Source organism: Comamonas terrigena NBRC 13299, assembly GCF_006740045.1.
Lineage (GTDB): Bacteria > Pseudomonadota > Gammaproteobacteria > Burkholderiales > Burkholderiaceae_C > Comamonas > Comamonas terrigena.
On the sequence record NZ_AP019749.1, the window covers coordinates 961,643 to 985,473 of the forward strand.

A 23,831-nucleotide genomic window follows, 5' to 3' on the forward strand; every position below is an offset into this window, starting at 1 on the left:
GCATCCGGCCCAACAATGAACTTTTGTAACTGACAACAAGGAGATTTCCCATGGATCTGGGTATTGCAGGCAAATGGGCGCTGGTGTGCGGCGCGAGCAAGGGCTTGGGTTTTGGCAGCGCCAAGGCACTGGTGGAAGATGGTGTGAATGTGGTCATTAACGCCCGCACCGATGCCGCGCTGCAGGAGGCGGCTGCGCAGTTGCGGGCTGTGGCCACGCAATGGTCCGGCACGACAGGCCGCAAGGCGCCTGAGGTGCTGGCGGTGGCCTGCGACATCACCACCGAAGCCGGTCGTGCGGCCGTATTCAGTGTGCCGGGCGGCCCGGGCAAGGACTACGACATCGTGGTGACCAACGCCGGCGGCCCCCCTCCGGGCGATTTCCGCAACTGGGACCGCGACGCCTGGCTCAAGGCCGTGGACGCCAATATGCTGACCCCCATCGAGCTGATCAAGGCCACGGTGGATGGCATGGCCGCGCGCGGCTTTGGCCGCATCGTCAACATCACCTCCAGCGCCGTGAAGGCGCCCATCGACATCCTGGGCCTGTCCAACGGCGCGCGCAGCGGCCTGACCGGCTTTGTGGCGGGCGTGGCGCGTTCCGGCATTGCCGCCAAAGGGGTGACCATCAACAACCTGCTGCCCGGCAAGTTCGACACCGACCGCCTCAAGACCACTTTTGCGGCCAATGCCGGCAAGAGCGGCAAAACCGTGGATGAAGTGCGCAAGGCGCAAGAAGCCATGGTGCCAGCCAAGCGCTTCGGCACGCCCGCTGAATTCGGTGCGATCTGCGCCTTTTTGTGCAGCCAGCATGCCGGCTATATGACCGGTCAGAACATTCTGGCTGACGGTGGCGCCTATCCGGGCACTTTCTGAGATAGTGGCTGCAAGTCGGGCCTGGGAGCCCGGCCTGCAGCTGCCTATCACGGCGACCGGCTCCGCCGGTCGCCAGACATCTCCTGACGGGCAGGGGCATTGACCCAATTGCACTGCGCTTGTCACATGATGTAACCCAAGGCGTGGCGATAGCTTGGGTGGTATGTCTCCAGGGTGCTGCGAAGAAGTGAAGCGGGCTTGTCCCGCAGGTTTCTCCCCTCGAACGGATTGGATGCATGCTGTCCCCTGATCGCCACGGTTTCCCGGTTGCACCTTGCTCCGCCGCATTGCGCGCTGCGGGCGGACGCTGAGCCATGGAAAGAATCCCTCGGCTTCCACGTCATGCCGCGCGGGTGGTGTGGTCCAGTGTGCTGGCCCTGGTGGCCGTGTTGCTGGTGGGGGCGCTCTGGCTGCTGCAAGACATGCACACCAGCACCCGCGAGGAAAGCGAGCAGCGCCTGACGCGCTTTGTGCAAGGCGCGCAGAACGCCCTGAACCGGTCAATGAGTGCCATCGATATGCTGCTGACCGGTGTGGACGACATGCTGCGCCTGAATGAGGCCCCGCTGTCCGAGCAGGATCCCGCCTACCTGCAGCAGGTGCTGCAGCTGGCGGCCAAGCAAAATGCGCTGATCAGTTCCATCGTGGTGGTCAAGTCCGATGGCAAAGTGCTGGCAGCGGCCGACAACCTGGGCAATTACCGTGTGGTGCGCATTCCGCAGAACTGGCTGCAGACGGTGGCGCAAACTCCCGAGCGTGAACGCATGCTGCACATCAGCATGCCGGATGAAAGCTGGGCGCAGGTCCGCACCTTGCACATTGCCCGTTACCTGAACAGCAGCCAGGGAGGCGAGCATTACCTGGTGGTGGCCCAGGTGCCGGTTTCCAGCTGGGTGGGTCTGCTGATGCAGGGCACCGCGCTCAAGAACCTGGAAGTGACGCTGGAGCGTGCCGATGGCACCCTGGTGCTGCGCGTGCCGCTGGAAAGCAGCGCCCGCCTGCAGGCCGATGCCCCGCCCCTGGACCGCTATCTGCACCAGGGCGTGCAGCAGGCCGCCTCGCGCCTGGACGGCGCTCCGAGCCTGCTGGAAGCCGTGCAGCTCAATTACGACCAGCTGCGGCTGACGGCGGCCTTGCCGATGTCGACCGTGCTCGGCCAGTGGTATGGCACGCGCGATGCGGTGCTGGCCGGGGTGGTGGTGTTTTCCCTGCTGCTGCTGGCGGGCGCGGGCATGATGCAGGTGTACATGCGGCATATGCAGCGTGCCCAGCAGCGGGTGATGGAGTCGGAAGCCACGCTGCACCGCGCCATGGATTGCATTGCCGCGGGCTTTTTGCAGCTGGACGATGCGATGCAGGTCGTGCACTGGAACCAGCGGTATGCGGAAATGTTTCCCTGGCAGCTGACCGCACTGGTGCGTGGCTGTCTGTGGCGCGATGTGCTGATCTCGGCGGAAGGCAGTGGCGCAGACGCAGCGCTGCACAGCGAGGTGATCCAGCTGCGCCGCATGCTGGCGGCATGGGAAGACGGGGATGAGAGTGGCAGCGAACTGGCCACCGCCTCGGGACTGACGTTGCAACTGAGCCAGCGGCGCACGCCCGATGGTGGGCGGGTCATTACCTGCGAGGACATCACGGCCATCCGCCTTGCCTCGGCCGAGATCGAGACCCTGGCTTTCTACGATCCGCTGACGGGGTTGCCCAATCGCCGCCTGCTGCTGGACCGTCTGGGCCAGGCCACGCACCTGGCCCAGCGTGCGGGCTGGCTGGGGGCGCTGATTTTTGTGGACCTGAACAAGTTCAAGGTACTCAACGATACCCAGGGCCATGAAATGGGCGACCTGCTGCTGCAGGAGGTGGGGCAGCGTCTGCATGCGTCCATCCGTGCCTCCGATACCGTGGCGCGCCTGGGTGGGGATGAATTCGTGATCATGCTCTGCGACCTGCCGGGCAATATGGACGAAGCCGGCAAGCTGACCAAGAAGATTGCAGAGAAAATGCTGCGCCGTCTGGCCGAACCCTACGTGCTGGGGTCCTATGTGCACCGCTGCTCCGCCAGCCTGGGAGTGACCTTGTTTGGCAATGCGCAGGTGGAGGTGGGCGAGCTGCTGAAGCAGGCCGACATTGCCATGTACCAGATCAAGACCCAGCAGGGTGCGGGGGTCTGCTTCTTCGAACCCCATATGCAGGAGGTCCTCAGCGCGAGGGCACAGCTGGAGGCGGATCTGCGCTACGGCATCGCGCACGACCAGTTTGTGCTGCATTACCAGCCGCAGTTCATGGCCGACGGCAGCATCGACGGCATCGAAGCCTTGGTGCGCTGGGAGCATCCCGAACAGGGCATGGTGCCGCCAGGGCAGTTCATTGCCGTGGCCGAAGACAGCGAGCTGATCGTGCAGATCGGCCAATGGGTGCTGCACACGGCCTGCCAGCAACTGGCGCGGTGGCAGAACCACCCGCGGCTGGTGGCATCCACCTGGCAGTGAATGTGAGTGCGCGCCAGTTCCGTCAGCAGGATTTTGTCTCCCAGGTGCTGCGCGCCATCGCCGAGAGTGCGATCCCCTCCAGCCTGTTGAAGCTGGAGCTGACGGAAACGCTGGTGATTGACGACATGGAAGACTCCATCGCCAAGATGAGCGAGTTGCGCTCGGCCGGTGTCCGGTTCTCGATGGACGATTTCGGCACAGGACAGTCTTCGCTGTCCTATCTGACACGGCTGCCGCTGAGCCAGCTGAAGATCGACCAGTCCTTTGTGCGCCACCTGGGTGAGCGCCATACCGACGATGTGGTGGCCCAGACCATCATCGGCATGGCCCACAACCTGGGCCTGACGGTGATTGCCGAAGGCGTGGAGCTGCAGTCGCAATTCGATAGCCTGGTGCGCTTTGGCTGCCAGCGTTTCCAGGGCTATTTCTTCAGCCGGCCCCTGCCGGTGGCCGACCTGGAGCGCTTTGTGGATGAGATGCCGGCCAGGCAGCCCTCCATGCTGGGCAACGGCGCAGCGCTGGGGCTGGGCCGGCACATGGAAGCTTCAGCGCCGGGAGGAGACGACGATGCCGCCCACGATCAGGTGGAAAGCCACGCCGTGGTAGACATGGGGCAGCTCGGCCAGCACCAGGGTGGAGAGAATGGCGGTGAAGACCGGGATCAGGTTGGCAAAAAAGCCGGCCACGGCCGGACCGGCACGTGAGACTCCCACGCCCCAGAAACGGTACGCCAGAATGGCCGGGCCCAGGGCGATGAAGAGCAAGGCGCCGGCCAGTGGCAGGCTCAGCTGCAGATTCATGTGGCCCAGCGCCAGTTCGCCGCTGGCGAACAGGGCCGACCAGCCCAGGCCGAAGACCAGCTGGGCCATCAGAAAGCCGGCCCAGTCGCCCCGGATGCTGGTGGGCTCCCGGGTATCGGCCAGCATCCAGCTGTAGAGCGACCACAGAATGGTGGCCAGCAGCACGAACAGATCGCCCGGCACCAACTGCAGGCTCAGCAGCTGGCGCAGGTCTCCGCGGCTCAGCACCACCGCCACACCCAGCACCGACAGTGCCGCGCCCAGCATCTGGCGCAGCGAAATGCGCGCACCAAAGCAGAGTCGGCCAATCACCAGCATCCACACCGGCATGCTGGAGCCCACCAGGGTCACATTGATGGGCGAGGAAGTCTGCAATGCCAGGTACAGCAGCGCGTTGTAGCAACCAATCCCCACCAGCCCCAGCAGGGCATAGCGACGCCAGTGCGGCCACAGTGCACTGCCACGCCGCAGCACGGACCAGCTCCAGGGCAGCAACAGGGCAAAGGCCAGCACCCAGCGCAGAAAGTTCAGTGTGAACGGAGAGATCAGGTCGTGGACCATGCGGCCCACAATGGCATTGCCAGCCCAGAGCAACGGCGCTGCCGTCAGCATGGCGGCCGTGCCCAGTGTCAACGGTGAAGTCATAGGGGCCCCATGGTAGCGCCGTTGCGACAGGCCACAGGGCCGGTCGTGGCAGCATGTGGGGCGTGGGGGCATCGCGTTTTGCTGGCAGCGGGCATGCCCGTGGCGGCGGCGAGTGCCCTGCCGAAGCGTTTAGAGTGTGTGCCAATTCCAAGGAGATGCCATGAAATCCCGTGTCGTGCAGATCACCCACAACGGTGGTCCGGAGGTGCTGCAACTGGTGGAGCAGGAGGTGCCGGCACCGGGCGCCGGGGAGGTGCTGCTGCGCCACCATGCGGTGGGCCTGAACTTCATCGATGTCTACCAACGCTCCGGCCTGTATCAGCTGCCGCTGCCGCTGAACCTGGGCATGGAGGCTGCCGGCGTGGTGGAAGCCGTGGGACAGGATGTGAAGCACCTGAAGGTGGGGGACCGCGTGGCCTATGCCAGCCACCCCCCCGGCAGCTACAGCGAGCGCCGTGTGATGCCGGCCACCCATGTATGCCATCTGCCCGATGCCATCAGTTTCGAGACCGGTGCCGCCATGATGCTCAAGGGCATGACGGCCCAATACCTGCTCAAGAAATGCAGGCCGGTGGAAGGCATCCAGCCCGGGGATTTCGTGCTGTTCCATGCGGCGGCCGGTGGCGTGGGACTGATTGCCTGTCAGTGGGCCCGGGCGCTGGGCCTGCAGCTGATTGCCACCGCAGGATCTGATGAGAAATGTGCGCTGGCGCTGGCCAATGGGGCCGTGCACGCTATCAATTACAGAAGCGAGAACTTTGCCGAGCGGGTGATGGAGATCACCGAAGGGCAAGGGGTGAAAGTGGTCTACGACAGCGTGGGCAAGGACACCTGGGAAGGCTCGCTGGCCTGCCTGCGGCGCTTTGGTCTGATGGTCAGCTTCGGCAATGCCTCCGGGCCGGTGGCGCCTTTTGCGCCGGCTGTGTTGGCCGCCAAGTCGCTGTATGTGACGCGCCAGACCCTGTTTGCCCATATGCACAGCCGGGAAGCCACGCAGGCCATAGCGGACGATCTGTTCCATGTGGTGTCCAGCGGGCTGGTGAACATCCACATCGACCAGCGCTACCCCCTGGCCGATGTGCAGCAGGCCCACCGGGACCTGGAAGCGCGCAAGACCACCGGCTCCAGCATCTTGACGCTGTGAGCGGCCTGCACATGCCGGCCGGAGCCGGAACGCAATGGGTGCAGCCGCTGCGCCAGGCCAGTCAGCAGCCGCCGCAGGCTCCGCGATGGCCGCTGTGGTGCAATGGCCAGCGCATCGGCAGTGTGGCCGAAGCGGTGTTCGATGCGGCCCAGGCCACGGTCTGGGCCCGGCAGCAGGGCTTTGTGCTGGAGGCCGCCACGGTGCAGGGCGCACAGGCCTGGCAGTTGCAGGCCGACGATCCCACGGCGGCACTCAATGCGATGGCGCAACTGCTGCGCACACAGGGGCGCTGTGGCCCCTGGCGCAATGAGCAACTGGATGTGCATGGCCAGGACGGTGCGCTGGTGGCCACGGTGGAACGCGGCGCCGTGCGCGTGCTGGGCGTGGCCACGCAGGCGGTGCACCTGCTGGGCTCTGCCCCGGACGGGCGCATGTGGGTGCAGCAGCGCGCACTGAACAAACCCACGCACCCGGGCAAGTGGGACACGCTGATGGGGGGGATGGTCTCTGCCGGTGACAGCCTGCAGACCGCGCTGGCACGCGAAACGCAGGAGGAAGCCGGCCTGGACCTGGCTCCGCTGCAGCAGCTGCGCCGGGGCGGCCAGGTGGACTTTGCCTGTCCCAGTGAAGAAGGTGGCGATGGCACAGGCTATATGCTGGAAAGTATCCAATGGTTCCATGCCGTGGTGCCGCAGGGCGTGCAACCGCAGAACATGGACGGGGAAGTGGCGCAGTTCCAGTGCATCACGCCGCAGCAACTGCAGGCCTGGCTGCTGCAGGACTGCTTCACGCCTGAAGCCAGTCTGATTCTGGCCGACCACCTGGGCTGGTAGCCGCCGGAACGCGGTGCAAAAAAAGGCGCCCGGGGGGCGCCTTTTTTATGTCTGCGGAAGCTCCCGTCGGGGGCTTACTTCGCCACCGGCTCGCGCAGCCGGCTGGGCGCCAGTGCACCGGTGGACTCCAGGATCGGGTAGGCCACGGAGCACAGCAGCGAGTTGATGCGCTTCAGGTCGCTGATCAGGTCGATGTGCAGCGAGCTGGTCTCGATGCTGGGCACGGTGTTGTCGGCCAGGCGGTTCAGGTGGGTGGCCGAGTAGGCCAGCTCCAGGTCGCGGAAGCGTGCTTTCTCTTCCAGCAGCTTCTGTGCCTCGCGCGGGTTGCCGTTCAGGAACACGCTCATGGCCAGGCGCAGATTGCTCAGCAGGTGCTCGTGCAGCTGGCTGATCTCCTGCTTGCCGGCTTCCGAGAAGTGGCGACCCTTCTTGATCTTCTTGTCCTCGATTTCCTGCAGCACGCGCTCGATGATGTCGCCGATCTGCTCCATGTTGATGGTGAAGCTGATGATTTCCGTCCAGCGCTGGCCTTCGCGTTCGTCCAGTTCGGCGCGCGAAATCTTGGTCATGTAGTACTTGATGGCGGAATACAGGTCATCCACCGTGTCTTCCAGCTTGCGCACCTCGTGCGAGAGCTTGGCGTCATCGCTCTCCACCACCTTCTGCAGGCCGATCAGCATGGACTCCACCACATCGGCCTGGTGCAAGGCCTCCCGTGCGGCGCAACTGATGGCCAGCGAGGGGGTGGACAGGGCCGAAGGATCCAGGTGGCGCGGGCGCAGCAGGCTGCCGGCGCTGTGGTCGGCCGGCTTGGGCAGCAGGTTGGACACCCAGCGTGCCACGGTCTGGGTCAGGCCGATGAAGCACAGGCTGTTGAAGATGTTGAACGCCAGGTGAAACAGCACCACATTCTGGCCCGCGCCGGGAATGTGGGGTTGGGCATAAGTGACCCACAGGCCCATGAACGGCGCCACGATGGCCACGCCCATGATCTTGAACAGCATATTGCCCACGGTGACCTGGCGCACCTCGATGGCGGCCTTGGCGGTGGTCAGCACCGCTACCATGCCGCTGCCCAGATTGGCGCCCAATGTCAGGCCCAGGGCCACGTCCAGCGGAATGGCACCGGAGCTGGCCATGGCCGCAATCAGCAGCACGATGGCCAGGCTGGAATAGGCCAGCACCGCCAGCACGGCGCCCAGCATCAGTTCCAGAAAAATGTCGCTGCTGACCGAGGCCAGCAAGGTGCGCACGGTGGCGGATTCCAGCAGCGGTTCGGTGGCTTCCACCACCAGGCGCAGTGCCAGCAGCATCACGCCCAGCCCGATCAGCACCCGGCCAATGCGTCCCGGCGTGGTGTCCTGCCGGGTGATGAACAGCACCACCCCGACAAAGATGAACAGCGGTGACAGCCAGGACAGATCGAAGGAGAACAGCACCGCCATGGCGGCCGTGCCCACATCGGCGCCACGCATGACCGCCAGGGCGGCAGGCAGCGGAATCAGGCCCTGGCCGACAAAGGCCGAAGTCATCAGCGACGTGGCCGTGCTGGACTGCACCAGGGCCGTCACGCCCAGGCCCGACAGGGCCGCCGTGAAGCGGTTGCGCATGCTGTGGGCCAACAGATTGCGCAGGTTGGCGCCGAACACGCGCAGCACACCGGTGCGCACCATATGGGTGCCCCAGACCAGCAGGGCCACAGCAGCCAAAAGATTGAGTAAGTGCTTCATGAACGGTTCGCTAGGAAGCGAACTAATATAACCCTGAGACCCGGTGTCGGACACCGGGTGGCCATCGATAGCGCACCAGGCAGTGCGGTATAGGAATATTTTAGAAAAAAAACGAAACAAAAAGAATGGGTACTAACGGCATCCCATCCACCCGGTGCGCTGCGTCTGCCTGACAAGCATTTCCTGTACCTGAAACGCTAGCACGATCGCCTGTATCTGTGAGCGTTGGCGACCCTCCGATCTGTTGCATGGCGGACACCCGGCGGCCCGGACAAGGCCCTCAAAAAGCCAACCCCTCGCAGCGTGGGGCCGGGAGGGGGTACGAGGTAGGGGGAGGCCGGCGGCGGCGTGTGGCTTACACGCCGCGTTTGGCCCGGCGGCTGCGCAGGATTTCGTCTAGGATCAGGCAGGCGGCCCCCACGCTGATGCCGACGTCGGCCACGTTGAAGGCGGGAAAGTGGCTGCTGCCCCAGTAGAAGTCCAGAAAGTCCACGACATAGCCGTGCTGCAGGCGGTCCACCACATTGCCGATGGCGCCGCCCAGGATGCTGGACAGCGCAAAGCAGAACAGCTTGTCGCCGGGGTGTTTGCGCAGTTGCCAGACGATCAGCAGCGTGGCCACCACGCCGATGCCGACGAACAGCCAGCGCTGCCAGCCGCTGCCGTCGGCCAGGAAGGAAAACGCCGCGCCGGTGTTGTGAGCGCGCACGATGTTGAAGAAGCCGGTGATGGGCGTCCAGTCGCCCAGCTGGTAGACATCCAGAATCCACTGCTTGGTGATCTGGTCCAGCGCAATGATGGCCAGTGCCCAGGCCAGCCAGGGCCAGATGCGGGCGGTGCGCAAAGCAAGGGGTGCGGTCATGGCAATCGGGGATCCTGTGAAACTCAAAAAATCATAGCTGCCGGCACTATCCCCACATGAATTTCAGGTGGATTCGTGCCTGGATCCATTGGTGCAGGGGCCTGAGCAGCTTCTGTCTTTGTACCAAAGCACACCGCCCACGCGGGCGTGGGCGGTGAGGGGGGGCGTGTGTGGCAGTTTAGGCCTTGCTGCGCACTTCGCCGCTGCCGTGCAGATTGCTGTCGCAGCGGCCGCACAGTGTGGGGTGGGCGGGGTTCACGCCCACGTCATCGCGGTAATGCCAGCAGCGCTCGCACTTGGCGGCTTCCGACGGGGTGACGGCCACGGCCAGCGCATCGCCTGCCACTGCCTGGGCGGCCGAGGTGATGAGCACGAACTTCAGGTCGTCGGCCAATGACTGCAGCAGGGCCAGGTCTTCGTGCTGGGCCGAGATGGTGACTTCGGCCTGGAGCGATGCGCCGACCTTGCCTTCCACGCGCACGGCTTCGATGTCCTTGTTGACCACGTCGCGGATCTCGCGGATGCGGGTCCACTTGGCCAGCAGGGCGGCATCGCCTTCGGGCAGTTCGGTGAACTTCTCCAGGTAGATGGTTTCGCTGTGGCCCACGATCTTCCAGGCTTCTTCGGCCGTGAAGGACAGGAACGGTGCCATCCAGCGCAGCAGTGCCTGGGTGATCTGGTGCAGTGCGGTCTGGGCCGAGCGGCGGGCCAGGCTCTTGGGCGCCGTGGTGTAGAGGCGGTCCTTGAGCACGTCCAGGTAGAAGCCGCCCAGGTCTTCCGAGCAGAACAGCTGGATCTTGGCGACCACGGGGTGGAATTCATAGACCTGGTAGTGGCCGATGATTTCCTTTTGCAGCTGCGCCGCGCGGGCCAGGGCGTACTGGTCGATCTCCAGCAGGTCCTGGTAGGGGACGCTGTCGGTGGCTGCGTCGAAGTCACTGGTGTTGGCCAGCAGGAAGCGCAGCGTGTTGCGGATGCGACGGTAGGCATCTACCACGCGGGCCAGGATCTTGTCGTCGATGCCCAGGTCACCCGAGTAATCGGTCGAAGCCACCCACAGGCGGATGATTTCGGCCCCCATCTTGCCGCTCACGTCCTGTGGAGCGACGGTGTTGCCCAGCGACTTGGACATCTTCTTGCCCTGGCCGTCCACGGTGAAGCCGTGGGTCAGCAGCCCCTTGTACGGGGCGCGGCCGAAGATGGCGGAGGCCAGCAGCAGCGAGGAGTGGAACCAGCCGCGGTGCTGGTCATGGCCTTCCAGGTACAGGTCGGCTTCCGGGCCCTGGTCATGGTGCATGTCGGCGTGGGTGCCGCGCATCACATGCCAGAAGGTGGAGCCGGAGTCGAACCAGACTTCCAGGATGTCGGTGCTCTTGGTGTAGTGCTTGGCTTCTTCCGCGCCCAGGATGTCTTCTGCGCTCACGCGGCTCCAGGCCTCGATGCCGCCTTGCTCGACCATGTCGGCCGCCTGGTCGAGGATCTCCATGGTGCGGGGGTGCAGCGCACCCGTGTCCACATGCAGAAAGAAGGGGATGGGCACGCCCCAGGAACGCTGGCGCGAGATGCACCAGTCGGGACGGCCGGCGATCATGGCGCGCAGGCGGTCCTGGCCGTTTTCCGGGTAGAAGCTGGTGCTGTCGATGGCTTCCAACGCGATCTGGCGCAGGGTCTTCTCGGGCTTCTGCGCGGGGTCGGTGAACACGCCTTCGCCTTCATCCATGCGGATGAACCACTGTGCGGCCGCACGGTAGATCACCGGCGTCTTGTGGCGCCAGCAGTGCGGGTAGCTGTGGGTCAGGTGGGTGGTGTCCATCAGACGGCCTGCGACCTTCAGGGCGTCTAGGATGACAGGCACGGCCTTCCAGATGTACTGGCCGCCGAACAGCGGCAGGTCCGCCGCGTACACGCCATTGCCCTGCACGGGGTTGAGGATGTCCTTGTAATCCATGCCGTTGTGCATGCAGGAGTTGAAGTCATCCACGCCGTAGGCCGGCGCCGAGTGCACGATGCCGGTACCGTCGTCGGCCGTGGCGTACTCGGCCAGGTAGACGGGGGAGATGCGGTCAAATCCCTTGTCCACATGGGCCAGCGGGTGCTTGAAGGGCATGTGGTCCAGCGCCTTGCCTTGCGCGGTGGCCACCACCTGGCCGGTGATGTTCCAGCGTGCCAGGCACTTTTCCACCAGGGCCGAGGCCACGATCAGCAGGCCGCGTTCGGTATCGACCAGGCTGTATTCCAGATCGGGGTTGACGTTGAGCGCCTGGTTGGCAGGGATGGTCCAGGCCGTCGTCGTCCAGATGACGATGAAGGCGTCCTTGTCCAGTGCGGGCAGGCCGAAGGCTGCGGCCAGCTTTGCAGTATCTGCAGCGGGGAACATCACGTCCAGGGTCTGCGACTGCTTGTCCTGGTATTCGATCTCGAACTCGGCCAGCGAGGAGGCGCAGTCAAAGCACCAGTACACCGGCTTCAGGCCACGGTAGACAAAACCACGCTCCATCACCTTCTTCAAGGCGCGCAGTTCCAGCGCCTCGTTGGCGTAGTTCATGGTCTTGTAGGGGTGGTCCCAGTCGCCCAGCACGCCCAGACGCTTGAAGTCGACCATTTGCTGCGCGATCTGCTCGGTGGCGAAGGCGCGGCTCTTGGCCTGCATCTCGTCACGGGGCAGGTTGCGGCCGTGCAGCTTCTCGATGGCGTTCTCGATGGGCAGGCCGTGGCAGTCCCAGCCGGGCACATAGCGGGCGTCATAGCCTTCCAGCTGGCGGCTCTTGACGATCATGTCCTTCAGGATCTTGTTGACGGCGTGGCCGATGTGGATCTTGCCGTTGGCGTAGGGCGGGCCGTCGTGCAGGATGAACATGGGCGCGCCGCGGCGGGCCGCGCGCAGCTTCTGGTAGGTGCCCTGGTCTTCCCATTCCTTGGCCCAGCCCGGCTCGCGCTTGGGCAGGTCGCCGCGCATGGGGAAGGGGGTGTCGGGCATGTTCAGCGTTGCGCGGTAGGCGGACGCTTCGGGCTTATTGGACTTCGAATCAGACATGGAAAACCTTGAAAGCAGGGCAAGGCCATGGCCGGCGCGTTGGCGTCGCGGCCAGGACGTGAATGGGATGCAGGTGCCCGAAGCGCTGCCGCGCCCAGGCTGGGACGGCGAGCGTCAAATTCGGTCGCGCGTGGTCTGGCGACGGGTTTCGGTGTAGGAAGACGCGGGAATGGACGCAAAAAACGCGCATGCGTCATCGCAGTCCTTGGCGATACCTGCTGTCAGGGCATCGAGACTGTCGTACTTCAGCTCGTCGTGCAGTTTGTGCAGAAGTTCCACGCGGATGATTTTACCGTAGGCGCCTTCGCCACCCAGATGGGTAGGCCAATCCAGGCAATGTGTCTCCAGCAGCACACGGCCGCCGTTGACGTCGTTCGGGTCCAGCGAGGGACGCACCCCCAGGTTCGCCACGCCGCGCAGCGGCTGTGCATCCAGGCCGTGCACCAGCACCGCAAAGATGCCGCTGGCCGCCGGTTTCCAGTGGTCAAAGCGCAGATTCAGGGTGCGAAAGCCATCGGCCGCCCCGGCCTTGGACTCCGCCAGCTGCCTGCCCAGCTTGCGGCCATGGACCACATGGCCGGAGATGGTGTAGGGGTGGCCCAGCAGCTTGGCCGCCTGCGGCATGTCGCCGGCCGCCAGCGCCGCCCGCACCGTGGTGCTGGAGACACGCTCGCCATGCACCTCGTAGCTGTTCATGCGGGCCACGTCGAAGCCCTGGGCCTGGCCGGCGGCGTCCAGCATGGCGTAGTCGCCGGCCCGTTGGCTGCCAAAGCGGAAATCATCGCCCACCAGGATGTACTGGGCGCCCAGGCCCTGTACCAGCACGTTCTGGATGAAGGCTTGCGGGGATTGGCCGGCCAGCGCATCGTTGAAAGGCAGCACCACCGTCTGGTCCACGCCGCAGATGGCCAGCTGGCTGAGCTTGTCGCGCAGCGTGCCCACGCGGGCGGGGGCCAGATCGGGCTTGTTCAGCTTCTGCGCAAAGTAGTCCCGCGGGTGGGGCTCGAAGGTCAGCACACAGGTGGGCAGGTCGCGTTGCGCGGCTTCGGCACGCAGCAATCCCAGCATGGCCTGGTGGCCACGGTGCACCCCATCAAAGTTACCAATGGTGACCGCGCATGCGGGGGCACGATCGGGGTGCTGAAGGCCTCTGAAAATCTTCATGGGAATGCTTTGTTTTTCATAGCGCGCGGCGCTTTCCAATTCAGCACGGGATGGCTGTCTGACAGTGAAAGCGAGTATATTGCCATCCATAGGGTATGCCTGTCGCATGCCTTATCGGCTTGCCGCGAAACCCGTCCTGGACGTTGACGTTCATTCGAGGAGGTGCATCGTGAAGGTTCTGAAGCTGTCCGCCCACGGACTTCCCCAGTCATGGATCAGCCTGGAGGAGGCCGTGCTGCACTACGCCGCCGATGAGGTCCGCTGGGAATCGGGCGCGCAGATCGCGGTGTTCCGTGGGGGCCATAACGCGCACACCGGCGAGCAGTCGGTGATCCACATCAACAGCATCATCGGCACCAAAGGCATTCCGCGCATCAACCCGCATGCGCTCAAGCCCGGCCTCACCAACAGCAAACTGTTTTCCCGCGACCGCCACCTGTGTGCCTACTGCGGCCGGGTCCACGACGAGCGCGACCTGACGCGCGAACACATCGTGCCGTTTGCCCAGAAAGGCCAGGACCACTGGATGAATGTGGTCACGGCCTGCCGTGCCTGCAACCACCGCAAAGGGCCGCGCACGCCGGAGCAGGCGCGCATGCCGCTGCTGTATGCGCCCTACACCCCCAGCCTGTGGGAGGACTTCATCCTGCGCAATCGCCGCATCCTGGCCGATCAGATGGAGTTTCTGCTGGCCCATGTGCCCAAAAGCTCGCGCTGGGCGTTGTAGCCGCCGTGCCGGGGCCCGCATGCGCGGCGCTATCTCCACGAGGAGGGCAGGGTCTCCAGTCCAAGCGCCCAATGCAGACCTTGCTTCTGCGAGGGAAGCGCCTGCCACGGGCACAGAATTTTCAGCATTTGCAGAAACGCCCGTCTGTCCTGTGGTGCAATAGGTGTTTACCCTCGATCGCCTGCTGCGCATGATCGTCCGCGACCGCCCCACCGGCTTCAACCTTTTCCTCATCCTGCGCGGTTCCGTGCTGCAGCGCATCCGATGGGTGCTGTGCCTGAACATCGTGCTGGCCGTGCTGGTCACCTACGCACATGGCAATCTGTTCGATCTCAAGATCACCGTCACGCCCATCCCGTTCACGCTGATCGGCCTGCCCTTGGCCATTTTTCTGGGCTTCCGCAACACCACGGCCTACAACCGTTTCTGGGAAGGGCGCAAGCTCTGGGGCGAGCTGGTGATCTGCGCCCGCACGCTGTCGCGCCAATGCCAGAACTTCATCCGCGTGCCTGTGGTACTGGACCCCCGCAACCGCGTGGGAGATGTGCGGGTGCGCATGGTGCACCGTGCGATTGCCCATGCGCATGCGCTGCGTTCCCAGCTGCGCGGTCACCAGGACGACGGGGCACTGGAACGCTGGCTGACGGCCGAGGAGTGGTTTGCCATGCGCAACCACCCGCTGAATTTCCGCTCCGATGCGCTGATGCTGGCCAACGGCCATGACCTGAGCGACTGCCTGCGCAAAGGCTGGATAGACCCGGTGCTGGCCGCCCAGATCGACAACACCTTCACCGCGATGACGGCTGCGGCCGCATCCTGTGAACGCATACGCCACACGCCGATTCCGTTTTCGTACATGCTGCTGCTGCACCGCACGGCCTATATGTACTGCTTTCTGCTGCCGTTCGGCCTGGTGGACACCACGGGCTTCATGACGCCGTTTGTGGTGGGCATCGTGGCCTATACCTTCTTTGGTCTGGACGCGCTGGGTGACGAGCTGGAAGAGCCCTTCGGTGTGGAAAGCAACGACCTGCCGCTGGATGCCTTCTGCCGCGGCATCGAGATCAGCCTGTGCCAGTCGCTGGGTGACCCCGAGCCACCGCAGCCGCTGCAGCCGCTGGAGTACCGGCTGACCTGAGGGGCGGCTTCCTTCTTCCCTGCATAAAAAAACGGACCCCAGGGGAGGGGCCCGTGCCAAAAGCGGCCGGTGGGCTGCAGTGCGCAGTGCCGGCCGCGAGGGATGCGGGGTGCGCTGGGCTTATTCCATCACGCCTGCGGTCTCGCGCATGCGGGCCGACACTTCGCCCAGATGGTGCAGGCTGTCGCCGTAGGTCATCTCCAGCTGGGTCAGTTTCTTGAAGTGGTGGCTGATGATGTACTCGTCCGTCACACCGATGCCGCCATGCAGTTGCACGGCCTGCTGGCCGACGTAGCGCATGGACTGGCCCAGTTGCACGCGGGCGCGGGCGATGGAGCGGCGGCGGGTTTCGGCCGGCTGGCCCAGTTGCAGGCTGGCGTAGTAGCTCATGGAACGGCCCAGTTCCAGCTGCATCTTCATATCGGCGGAGCGGTGGCGCAGGGCCTGGAAGCTGGCGATCGCCACACCGAACTGCTTGCGCTGGTTCAGGTAGTCGGCCGTGGTCAGCAGGGCCTGCTCCATCACCCCCACGGCTTCGGCGCAGACGCTGGCGCTGCCAACGTCCACCGCCAGTTCCAGCGCTGACAGGCCGTCGGTGGTGACCAGGGTGGCAGGGCTGCCGTTGCACTGCAGCTCGGCAGCACGGCTGCCGTCCTGGGTGCCGTAGCCCTGGGTGCTCACGCCCTCGGCCGAAGCTTCCACCAGGAACAGCGCCTGCTGGCCGTCCAGCAGAGCGGGCACCAGAAAGGCATCGGCCTTGTCGCCAATGGGCACGATGCTCTTGCGGGCGGTCACTGCATAGCCCGCACCGTTCCTGGTGGCCTGGGCCTCGCAGCGGTCAAGGCGGTAGCGTGCCCTGCGTTCCTGCTGGGCCAGCACCACGATGGACTCGCCGGCCGCAACGCGCGGCAGCCACTGGGCCTGCACGGCTTCGGGGGCAAACTGGCCGAGCACGGCGCCGGTGATGAAGGCCTGGGCCAGTGGCTCCAGCACCATGCCGCGGCCGAGTTCCTCCATCACCACCATGGCGTCAACGGCGCCCAGGCCCAGGCCGCCATGGGCTTCAGGCACGGTCAGGGCCGTCAGGCCCAGGTCGGCCAGTTCGGCCCAGGTATCGCGTGAAAAGCCACCGGCCTTCACCGCCGCACGGCGGTGCTCGAAGGTGTAGGCCTTGTCCACCCAGCGGCGCACGGCATCGCGCAGTTGCTGCTGGTCTTCGGAAAAATTGAAATCCATAAATCTCTCCTGGTGCTGTCATCCCGGGCGGCGCCGCCGCATGGGGTGTCCAGCAAAGCTCTGTCTGGCGCCCTCCCCGAGGGGGGCGTGGGGGAGCCGTCCCGCTGTGCGCAGCGCGGACGGCGGTGGGGCATCAGCCGAGCACCGTCTGCGCGACGATGTTGCGCTGCACTTCGTTGGAGCCCCCGTAGATCGTGGTCTTGCGCATATTGAAGTAGCTGGAAGCCAGCGGGGCCAGGCCCACCGTGCCGCCGGGGAAGTCGCCCTGCCAGCCGGCTTCCATGGCCTCGTAGACCAAGGGCAGGCTGTAGGGGCCGCCGGCCAGCATCAGCAGCTCGGTGTAGCGTTGCTGGATCTCGCTGCCCTTGATCTTCAGCAGACCGGCAATGTCCAGCGGGTTCTTGCCGCTCTTTTCGGCCGACAGCACGCGCAGCACCAGCATCTCCAGTGCCACCACGTCCACTTCCAGCAGGGCGATCTGGTCGCGGAAACGCGGGTCTTCCCACACGCCTTCGGCCCGGGCCACGCGCTTGAGGCGCTCCAGTTCACGCTTGGCGCGGTTCACGTCGGCAATATTGGTGCGTTCGTGTGCCAGCAGGTGCTTGGCGTAGGTCCAGCCCTTGTTCTCTTCACCGATCAGTTGGTCGGCAGGCACCTTCACGTTGTCAAAGAAGACTTCGTTGACTTCGCATTCGCCATCCAGCAGCTTGATGGGGCGCACCGTCACACCGGGCGACTTCATGTCGATCAGCAGGAAGCTGATGCCGGTCTGCGGCTTGCCTTCGTTGCTGGTGCGCACCAGGTTGAACATCCAGTCGCCATGCTGGCCCAGCGTGGTCCAGGTCTTCTGGCCGTTGACGATGTAGAAGTCACCCTGGCGCTCGGCGCGCGTCTTCACACTGGCCAGGTCCGAACCTGAACCCGGCTCGCTGTAGCCCTGGCTCCACCAGACTTCGCCGCTGGCAATGCCGGGCAGAAAGCGCTGCTGCTGCGCCGGCGTGCCAAAGGCCTGGATCACCGGGGCCACCATCACCGGCCCGAAGGGCACGATGCTGGGGGCGCCGGCCTTGGCCAGTTCTTCGGCGAACAGGTGCTTTTGCACCGCAGTCCAGCCGGGGCCGCCAAATTCCTTGGGCCAGCCATAGGCCAGCCAACCCTTTTTGCCCAGGGTCTTGGCCCAGCCCTGGATGTCGTCGCGCGTCAGGCGCAGGCCTTCGCGGACCTTGCGGGCGGCGGCGGGGTCCAGGTGCTCGTGTATCCAGGCGCGGACTTCCTCGCGGAAGGCCTGCTCTTCGGGCGTGAATGCCAAATCCATGCTGCGGTCTCCTTGTAATGCAAGGTTTTTAGCATGGTCGTTCGCTGCCGCCATGTCGGGGCGGCGACAGCCTAGGGTGAGTCCGGAGTCAGATTTCGGCTGGCGGGTTCTGCTCTGCAGAATCCATGCCACTGTGGGGCACCGGCGCTTCCACTCCCAGGGCGCTGCACAGCTGCTGCACGGTGGCGCGCAGCAGTGCCACTTCGGCTTCCAGTGCGGCCAGGCGCTGGGCGGTGGCGCCGTCGGACGGGGCGGCACTACCGGCTTCACTGGCCGCGGCCAGGGCGCTGACATCCACCTCTCCGCACAGCAGGTGCGCCCAGCGTGCTTCCCGGGCGCCGGGGGCGCGCGGCAGCAGCACCACCAGCGGACCGCCTTTTTCCTCGCTGCGGTCGCGCAGCTCTTCCAGGAAGGCCTCGACCGAGCCGATATCGGCAAAGCGGTGCCAGCGCTCGGTGTTGATGCGCAGCTCGCCAGCCGTCTGCGGGCCGCGCAGCATCAGCAGGCCCAGGATGGCGCTGGCCTGGCTGGGCACGCCCACTACCCGCTCGAAATTGTGTTCCCAGCGGGTGGCGCGCTGGCCGCTGGCTTCCATCACCAGGTGGCGCTGGCGCAGCTCGTCCAGGGCGGCCTGGATGTCGCCTTCGCTCAGCTGCATCACCGGCGCGCGGCTGGTCTTCTGGTTGCAGCCCGATTGCAGGCTGTTCACCGTGAGCGGATAGCTGTCCGGTACGGTGCGGGCTTTCTCCATCAGCGTGGCAAGCACACGGGCGGCGTGGGGCGACAAAGGCTGAGCGCGGTGGTCGAATGGCATGGCTGGGATAATTCGCAGGAAATGAAAAACATCGTGATTTTGATCTCTGGCGGCGGCTCCAACATGGCAGCCATCGTACGGGCTGCCCAGCAACAGGAGTGGGCGCGCCGTCTGGACGCCCGCGTGGCCGCCGTCATCAGCAACAAGGCCGATGCCCAAGGCCTGGTTTTTGCCCGTGAGCATGGCATTGCCACGGCAGTGCTGAACCACAAGGATTTCGACAGCCGCGAAGCGTTTGATGCGGCGCTGGCCCAGCAGATCGACAGCCATGAACCGGCGCTGGTGGTGCTGGCCGGCTTCATGCGCATTCTCACGCCCGGATTCGTGAACCATTTTGCCGGGCGGCTGCTGAATATCCACCCTTCGCTGCTGCCGGCATTTCCGGGCTTGCATACGCACCAGCGTGCCATTGAGGCGGGCTGCAAGTTTGCCGGTGCGACCGTGCACCAGGTGACGGCCGAGCTGGATGTGGGGCCCATTCTGGACCAGGCCGTGGTGCCGGTACTGCCGGAGGACACCCCCCAGACCCTGGCCGCACGGGTGCTGACGCAGGAACACATCATCTACCCGCGTGCCGTGGCGCACTTTCTGCGCCATCTGTAACGGCGGTGGTCGGGAGGCTCTCCGGCTGGAGCCCGCTGCCATCGACCACGTTGTGCCCCTAGTCCACCCCCGGAAACGGGGTGACGTTCCTCCACGCCGCTCACCTGCGGCGCAGAGGGAAGCCAGAACTCAGACCGTATAGCTGTAGGTGCTGCGGGCTGCGGCGGGTTCGCCGCTGGCGGCTTGGTAGGCACGGTGGGCGGTGGCCAACAGGGCGTTGCGGGCATTCTGGGTCCAGCTCTCGGCGGATTGCTTGAGCTGATCGACCACGTTGAGGGCCGCATCGGCGGCGTCTTCGGCGGCGCCGGCCAGGCGTTCGGCCAGGGACACGGTGCCGTCTTCATTGGTGTCCAGTTCGTCGTAGACGGTGGTGGTCGAGCCCCCTGCGCCGCCGGCTCCCCCGACACCGCTGGCTGCAGCCGTGCCCGTGCTGTCGCTGTCGGATTCCATGCTGGCACTGGCCTGGGCGGGCGGTGGTGGCGGCATGCCGCCGGCGTTCTGGGGTCGGGCGGCATCGAATTCGGCCTGGCTCAGGCTGCCGTCGTCGTCGCTGTCGAGCTGGCTGAACAGGGCCGCTGCGTCTTCCTCGCTCACGCTCTCCTGGCCGTTCATCTTCTGCAGCAGCGCCGTCAGCTCGTCGCTGCTCACATCGCCGCTGCCGTCGCTGTCCACCTTGCTGAACAGGTCATCGCTCTGGCCCGCGCCGTGCGATTGCGCGAAATCCATGGTGGAGCGGGGTGGCGGCAGCATGCTGGGCAGTGCGGCTTCGAGCTCGTCGGTGCTCAGACTGCCGTCTCCGTTGCTGTCGCTGCTGGACAACAGGTCCTTGGCGCTGCTGCCGCCGGATTGGCCGGTGCGGCTGCCGATGTCATCCATCAGCGACTGCAGCTCGGTCTCATTCAGGCTGCCATCGCCGTCGGCATCAAAGTTGGCCGAGAGTTTTTCTGCGAGCTTGGCGCTTTGCTGGCTGCGCTGGCTCTGTATCGCCGAACTCCACGCATTGCTGCTGCCCAGACTGGAAATGCTGGTCATGGGAGGTCCTTTCAAGAAGATCCAGCCCGCCAGCGGCCTGCATGCCCTCTGCCGCAGACATGGCTGCGAGGTGAACCGCTGCACATGCTGAGGCCGCCGCGTAAACCGTTGTTGTCCTGTTTGTACGGCAGTCGCTACAAAGCGCGTTGTAAGCCCCTGAACTGTCTATGGGGCATCCTTTCTTTCCTCCCATACCAAGCGAAGCACGTCCTTACACTGGCCTCCTGTTGACGCGGAAATGCAAGGAGTGAGCACGCGATGTACCGAATCTTGGTGGTGGATGACGATGAAGAGATTACGACGCTGCTCAGCCAATACATGGAGCGTTTTGGCTTTGAAGTGCATGTGGCCAGCGATGGCGCCAGCATGCACAGCCAGCTCAAGGCCCATGCCATCGATCTGGTGGTGATGGACGTGATGCTGCCCGGTGTCGATGGCCTGACCTTGGCCCGCTTGCTGCGCCAGCAGTCGCAGATGCCCATCATCATGCTGACCGCGCGTGCCGAATCCTATGACTGCGTGGTGGGGCTGGAGCTGGGCGCCGACGATTACATGGGCAAGCCCTTCGAGCCGCGCGAACTGGTGGCCCGCATCCACAGTGTGATGCGCCGCCAGGCCACGGCCCAGGCCGATACCAGCCAGGCCGCGAATGTGCGTTTCGATGCCTGGACCTTGCAGCGCCTGGAGCGCCAGGTGGTGGATCCGCAGGGCACGGTGGTGCCACTGTCGTATGCGGAATACCGTCTGCTGTGCACCTTGCTGGAAGCGCCACGCCGTGTCTTCAGCCGCGAGCAACTGCTGGAGCAGGCCCGGGGGCGCAGCATGGACAGCCTGGACCGCAGCGTGGACCTGCTGATCTCGCGCCTGCGCCACAAGCTGGGTGAGGACGGGCCTTCGCTGATCAAGACCGTGCGGGGGGCTGGCTACATGCTGGACGCCCGCCAGATCCAGGCCTGCGTGGCATGAGTCCGGTGTCTGCACCTGCCGCTGACGGGCAGGGGCCTGCCGCCGCGCCCAGCGTGGCGCCACCGGCACTGGGCTGGGCTGACCGGCTGCGCAGGCTGCTGCAGCGGCTGCGGCGCGGGCCGGATACGCTGTTCGGCCGGCTGGCCTGCCTGCTGGCCGTGGTGGTGGTGGCCAGCCATCTGCTGGCGCTGTCGCTGATGTTCGAGCTGCGCGGGCCTCCGCCGCCCCCGCCTCAGCCGCCGATGCCGCCGCAGCAGGTCCAGGGCGAGACCCTGAGCAACCCCATCACCGTGACCAACGAGAAATCCTATGTGGTGCGCCGTGGACTGCCGCTGCAGTTGCAGCCGGAAGGGCGACCGTTGCCGCCGCAAAAAGAACCCCAGCGTTCGCTGTGGGCCTTTGTGCTGGACGTGGGCTTTCGCCTGTCGGCGCTGCTGATCGCAACCTGGTTCGGCGCGCGTTGGCTGGCCACTCCCATGCTGCGCCTGGCGGCGGCGGCGCGGGAGCTGGGGGGCAATATCAACCGCCCTCCACTGCCCGAGACGGGCACCGTGGAATGCCGCGAGGCCAGCCGTGTGTTCAATCAGATGCAGGACCGCATCCGCCAGCAGCTGCAGGACCGTGACCGACTGGTGGCGGCTGTCTCGCACGATCTGCGCACGCCGCTGACCCGGCTGCGCCTGCGTGCCGAGCTGCTGGACGACCATCACACCAACCTCGAATTCCAGCGCGACATTGCCGAGATGGACGCCATGATCCAGGACACGCTGGACTATCTGCGCGGCCAGGCCCAGGCCACGCCCATGGTGCGCGTGCAGGTGCAGGCCTTGCTGGAAAGCGTGGTGGACGACCATGAATTGACGGGGGTGCACATCCCGCTGCGGGGAACGGCCGGGATCATCCAGGCCCAGATCGGGCCACTGCGCCGCTGTGTGGACAATCTGATTGCCAATGCGCTGCGCTACGGCGGCGGGGCCGAGGTGTTGCTGGAAGAAAGCCCGCTGGGCGTGCGCATCACCGTGCGCGACCATGGCCCCGGCCTGCCCGATGCGGCGCTGCGGCAGGTGATGCAGCCTTTTGTGCGCATGGAAGCATCGCGCCACCGCCACCACGGCGGGGTGGGGCTGGGCCTGTCGATTGCGCGCGATATTGCGCTGCGCCACCATGGCGAACTGCGCCTGCACAACGCCCACGACGGCGGCCTGTGCGCCGTGCTGGAGCTGCCCTACAGCCAGCCGTAGCCGTGATGCGCCCGCTTCTGCAGCTGCTTCTGTCGTAGCTGCGTGCAGGCGGGAATATCCACGGTTGGCGCGCTGTGTATGCCACCGCTTGTGTTTTTCAGGCCGGCAGGCATATTCAGGGGGCATGTGGAAAATAAGCCTTGCTGCATTATCTGGTGGCTAAAAGATGGGTGCCGAAAATCGGCGCCAGTTTTCGTCCGGCTGCCACCGCGTAAATAGCAGAAGTGACATATTGTTTCAGTCTGCCTACAAAAAACGGGCTTTGTAGGTGTCTTGCGGTGCTTGTGTACGTGGTTGCGTACGTAAAGAGTGAAAAAAGTATAAAAAAACTGCTTAAGTTTTCACCGCAAGTGCCGAGGGGTGCCTACACTCGCAGTCAAAACGACCACAATTATTTTGACTCAGCACGGTTTGCCTATGCACCATATTCTGGTGGTGGATGACGACGAGGAAATCACCGCATTACTCACGCAATATCTCACCCGTTTCGGTTATGCCACTTATGCGGCCTGCGACGGAGATTCCATGCGTGCCCAGCTGGCTGCCCAGCCCATCGACCTGGTGGTGCTGGATGTCATGCTGCCGGGCGTGGACGGAATCCGGCTGGCCAAGGAGCTGCGCTCGCACTCCCAGTTGCCCATCATCATGCTGACCGCCCGCTCCAACCCCTTTGACTGTGTGCTGGGGCTGGAGCTGGGGGCCAACGATTACATGGGCAAGCCCTTCGAGCCCCGTGAACTGGTGGCACGCATCCAGAACGTGCTGCGGAACTCGGCCGCCGCGGTGGCTGCGGCGATCAAGCCGGTGACCTTGCCTCCGGATCTGCTCGAGGTGGTGCAGTTCGATGGCTGGCAGCTCTTCACCATGGAGCGCCACCTGGTGTCGCCCGACGGGGTGGTGGTGCCGCTGTCGGGGGCCGAGCTGCGCTTGCTGTGCACTTTTTTGCGCACCCCCCGGCGGGTCTGCAGCCGGGACAAGCTGATGGAGCAAGCCCATGGGCGCACGATGGCGGCGTTCGAGCGCAGCATCGACCTGCTGGTATCGCGCCTGCGCAGCAAGCTCGGCGACGATCCCCGTTCGCCCACGCTGCTCAAGACCGTGCGCGGCGTGGGCTATGTGCTGGAGGTGCAGCACGTCCAGGGCCATCCGGTCTGGCAGCGCTGACCAGGTTGGCGGAGCGTCTTCT

19 protein-coding genes and 1 pseudogene are annotated in these 23,831 nt (G+C 65.1%); 11 read left to right on the forward strand and 9 right to left on the reverse strand.

Going from position 1 to position 23,831, the window contains the following annotated elements; translation table 11 throughout:
- Window positions 1–50 precede the first annotated feature (50 nt).
- From CT3_RS04375 to CT3_RS21155, 3 genes and pseudogenes are all read left to right on the forward strand, one after another.
- A complete protein-coding gene (locus tag CT3_RS04375) occupies window positions 51–875 on the forward strand; it encodes an SDR family oxidoreductase (protein WP_066539828.1) in 825 nt (274 codons plus the stop codon).
- A gap of 314 nt (window positions 876–1,189) precedes the next feature.
- Window positions 1,190–3,361: a putative bifunctional diguanylate cyclase/phosphodiesterase gene (locus CT3_RS21150; protein ID WP_083520561.1), complete on the forward strand. Its 2,172-nt coding sequence runs from the start codon at window positions 1,190–1,192 to the stop codon at window positions 3,359–3,361.
- Window positions 3,283–3,741 (forward strand): annotated as a pseudogene (locus CT3_RS21155) (EAL domain-containing protein); the annotation flags it as partial. The gene CT3_RS21150 and the pseudogene CT3_RS21155, both read left to right, overlap by 79 nt.
- A 165-nt stretch (window positions 3,742–3,906) precedes the next feature.
- On the opposite strand, the gene CT3_RS04385 reads toward CT3_RS21155, so the two are convergent.
- Window positions 3,907–4,806, reverse strand: a complete 900-nt coding sequence (locus CT3_RS04385) for a DMT family transporter (protein WP_066539822.1) — start codon at window positions 4,804–4,806, stop codon at window positions 3,907–3,909.
- A gap of 160 nt (window positions 4,807–4,966) precedes the next feature.
- Between CT3_RS04385 and CT3_RS04390 the strand changes: the two genes are divergently transcribed.
- Together CT3_RS04390 and CT3_RS04395 are read left to right on the forward strand one after the other, a co-directional pair.
- Window positions 4,967–5,950: a quinone oxidoreductase family protein gene (locus CT3_RS04390; RefSeq protein WP_066539820.1), complete on the forward strand. Its 984-nt coding sequence runs from the start codon at window positions 4,967–4,969 to the stop codon at window positions 5,948–5,950.
- Between the two features lie 11 nt (window positions 5,951–5,961).
- Window positions 5,962–6,783, forward strand: a complete 822-nt coding sequence (locus CT3_RS04395; RefSeq protein ID WP_066539878.1) for an NUDIX hydrolase — start codon at window positions 5,962–5,964, stop codon at window positions 6,781–6,783.
- Window positions 6,784–6,857: 74 nt separating this feature from the next.
- On the opposite strand, the gene CT3_RS04400 is transcribed toward CT3_RS04395, so the two are convergent.
- The 4 genes from CT3_RS04400 to CT3_RS04415 form a co-directional block, all read right to left on the reverse strand.
- On the reverse strand, window positions 6,858–8,513 hold the full coding sequence (locus CT3_RS04400) for a Na/Pi cotransporter family protein (RefSeq protein ID WP_066539817.1): 1,656 nt from the start codon (window positions 8,511–8,513) through the stop codon (window positions 6,858–6,860).
- Between the two features lie 355 nt (window positions 8,514–8,868).
- Window positions 8,869–9,375: a signal peptidase II gene (gene lspA, locus CT3_RS04405; protein ID WP_066539810.1), complete on the reverse strand. Its 507-nt coding sequence runs from the start codon at window positions 9,373–9,375 to the stop codon at window positions 8,869–8,871.
- Between the two features lie 178 nt (window positions 9,376–9,553).
- Complete coding sequence (ileS, locus tag CT3_RS04410; protein WP_066539807.1) at window positions 9,554–12,409, reverse strand: isoleucine--tRNA ligase; 2,856 nt, start codon at window positions 12,407–12,409, stop codon at window positions 9,554–9,556.
- Window positions 12,410–12,523: 114 nt separating this feature from the next.
- Window positions 12,524–13,573, reverse strand: coding sequence for a bifunctional riboflavin kinase/FAD synthetase (locus CT3_RS04415; RefSeq protein WP_066539876.1), 1,050 nt, complete (start codon window positions 13,571–13,573; stop codon window positions 12,524–12,526).
- A 169-nt stretch (window positions 13,574–13,742) separates the two neighbouring features.
- On the opposite strand from CT3_RS04415, the gene CT3_RS04420 reads away from it, so the two are divergent.
- Together CT3_RS04420 and CT3_RS04425 are read left to right on the forward strand one after the other, a co-directional pair.
- Complete coding sequence (locus tag CT3_RS04420) at window positions 13,743–14,300, forward strand: HNH endonuclease (RefSeq protein WP_066539804.1); 558 nt, start codon at window positions 13,743–13,745, stop codon at window positions 14,298–14,300.
- A gap of 190 nt (window positions 14,301–14,490) precedes the next feature.
- The gene (locus CT3_RS04425; RefSeq protein WP_066539873.1) at window positions 14,491–15,438 is read left to right on the forward strand and encodes a bestrophin family protein; all 948 of its coding nucleotides are present in this window, start codon (window positions 14,491–14,493) and stop codon (window positions 15,436–15,438) included.
- Between the two features lie 120 nt (window positions 15,439–15,558).
- Here the strand turns inward: CT3_RS04425 and CT3_RS04430 are convergent, their stop codons facing one another.
- The 3 genes from CT3_RS04430 to CT3_RS04440 all read right to left on the reverse strand — a co-directional run bounded on the left by CT3_RS04430 (window position 15,559) and on the right by CT3_RS04440 (window position 18,803).
- Entirely contained in the window at window positions 15,559–16,674 is a 1,116-nt protein-coding gene (locus tag CT3_RS04430; protein ID WP_066539802.1) for an acyl-CoA dehydrogenase family protein, read from the reverse strand.
- Between the two features lie 133 nt (window positions 16,675–16,807).
- Complete coding sequence (locus CT3_RS04435) at window positions 16,808–17,989, reverse strand: acyl-CoA dehydrogenase family protein (RefSeq protein WP_066539800.1); 1,182 nt, start codon at window positions 17,987–17,989, stop codon at window positions 16,808–16,810.
- Window positions 17,990–18,077: 88 nt separating this feature from the next.
- Window positions 18,078–18,803 carry a YceH family protein gene (locus tag CT3_RS04440; protein ID WP_066539798.1) on the reverse strand — a complete coding sequence of 242 codons (726 nt, stop codon included), beginning with the start codon at window positions 18,801–18,803 and terminating at the stop codon, window positions 18,078–18,080.
- 21 nt (window positions 18,804–18,824) lie between these two features.
- Here CT3_RS04440 and purN point away from each other — a divergent pair, with 21 nt between their 5' ends.
- Entirely contained in the window at window positions 18,825–19,406 is a 582-nt protein-coding gene (purN, locus tag CT3_RS04445) for a phosphoribosylglycinamide formyltransferase (protein WP_066539795.1), read from the forward strand.
- A gap of 129 nt (window positions 19,407–19,535) precedes the next feature.
- Here purN and xopAW read toward each other — a convergent pair whose 3' ends face one another.
- Window positions 19,536–20,438 carry a XopAW family type III secretion system calcium-binding effector gene (gene xopAW / locus CT3_RS04450; protein ID WP_066539784.1) on the reverse strand — a complete coding sequence of 301 codons (903 nt, stop codon included), beginning with the start codon at window positions 20,436–20,438 and terminating at the stop codon, window positions 19,536–19,538.
- A 258-nt stretch (window positions 20,439–20,696) separates the two neighbouring features.
- Here xopAW and CT3_RS04455 point away from each other — a divergent pair, with 258 nt between their 5' ends.
- The 3 genes from CT3_RS04455 (at window position 20,697) to CT3_RS04465 (ending at window position 23,809) form a co-directional block, all read left to right on the forward strand.
- Window positions 20,697–21,404, forward strand: a complete 708-nt coding sequence (locus CT3_RS04455) for a response regulator (RefSeq protein WP_066539781.1) — start codon at window positions 20,697–20,699, stop codon at window positions 21,402–21,404.
- Window positions 21,401–22,645 (forward strand): ATP-binding protein, encoded by a 1,245-nt coding sequence (locus CT3_RS04460; RefSeq protein ID WP_083520559.1) that lies wholly within the window; start codon window positions 21,401–21,403, stop codon window positions 22,643–22,645. The genes CT3_RS04455 and CT3_RS04460 overlap by 4 nt, the downstream gene beginning before the upstream one ends.
- 417 nt (window positions 22,646–23,062) lie before the next feature.
- Window positions 23,063–23,809, forward strand: a complete 747-nt coding sequence (locus tag CT3_RS04465) for a response regulator (RefSeq protein WP_066539778.1) — start codon at window positions 23,063–23,065, stop codon at window positions 23,807–23,809.
- Window positions 23,810–23,831 lie beyond the last annotated feature (22 nt).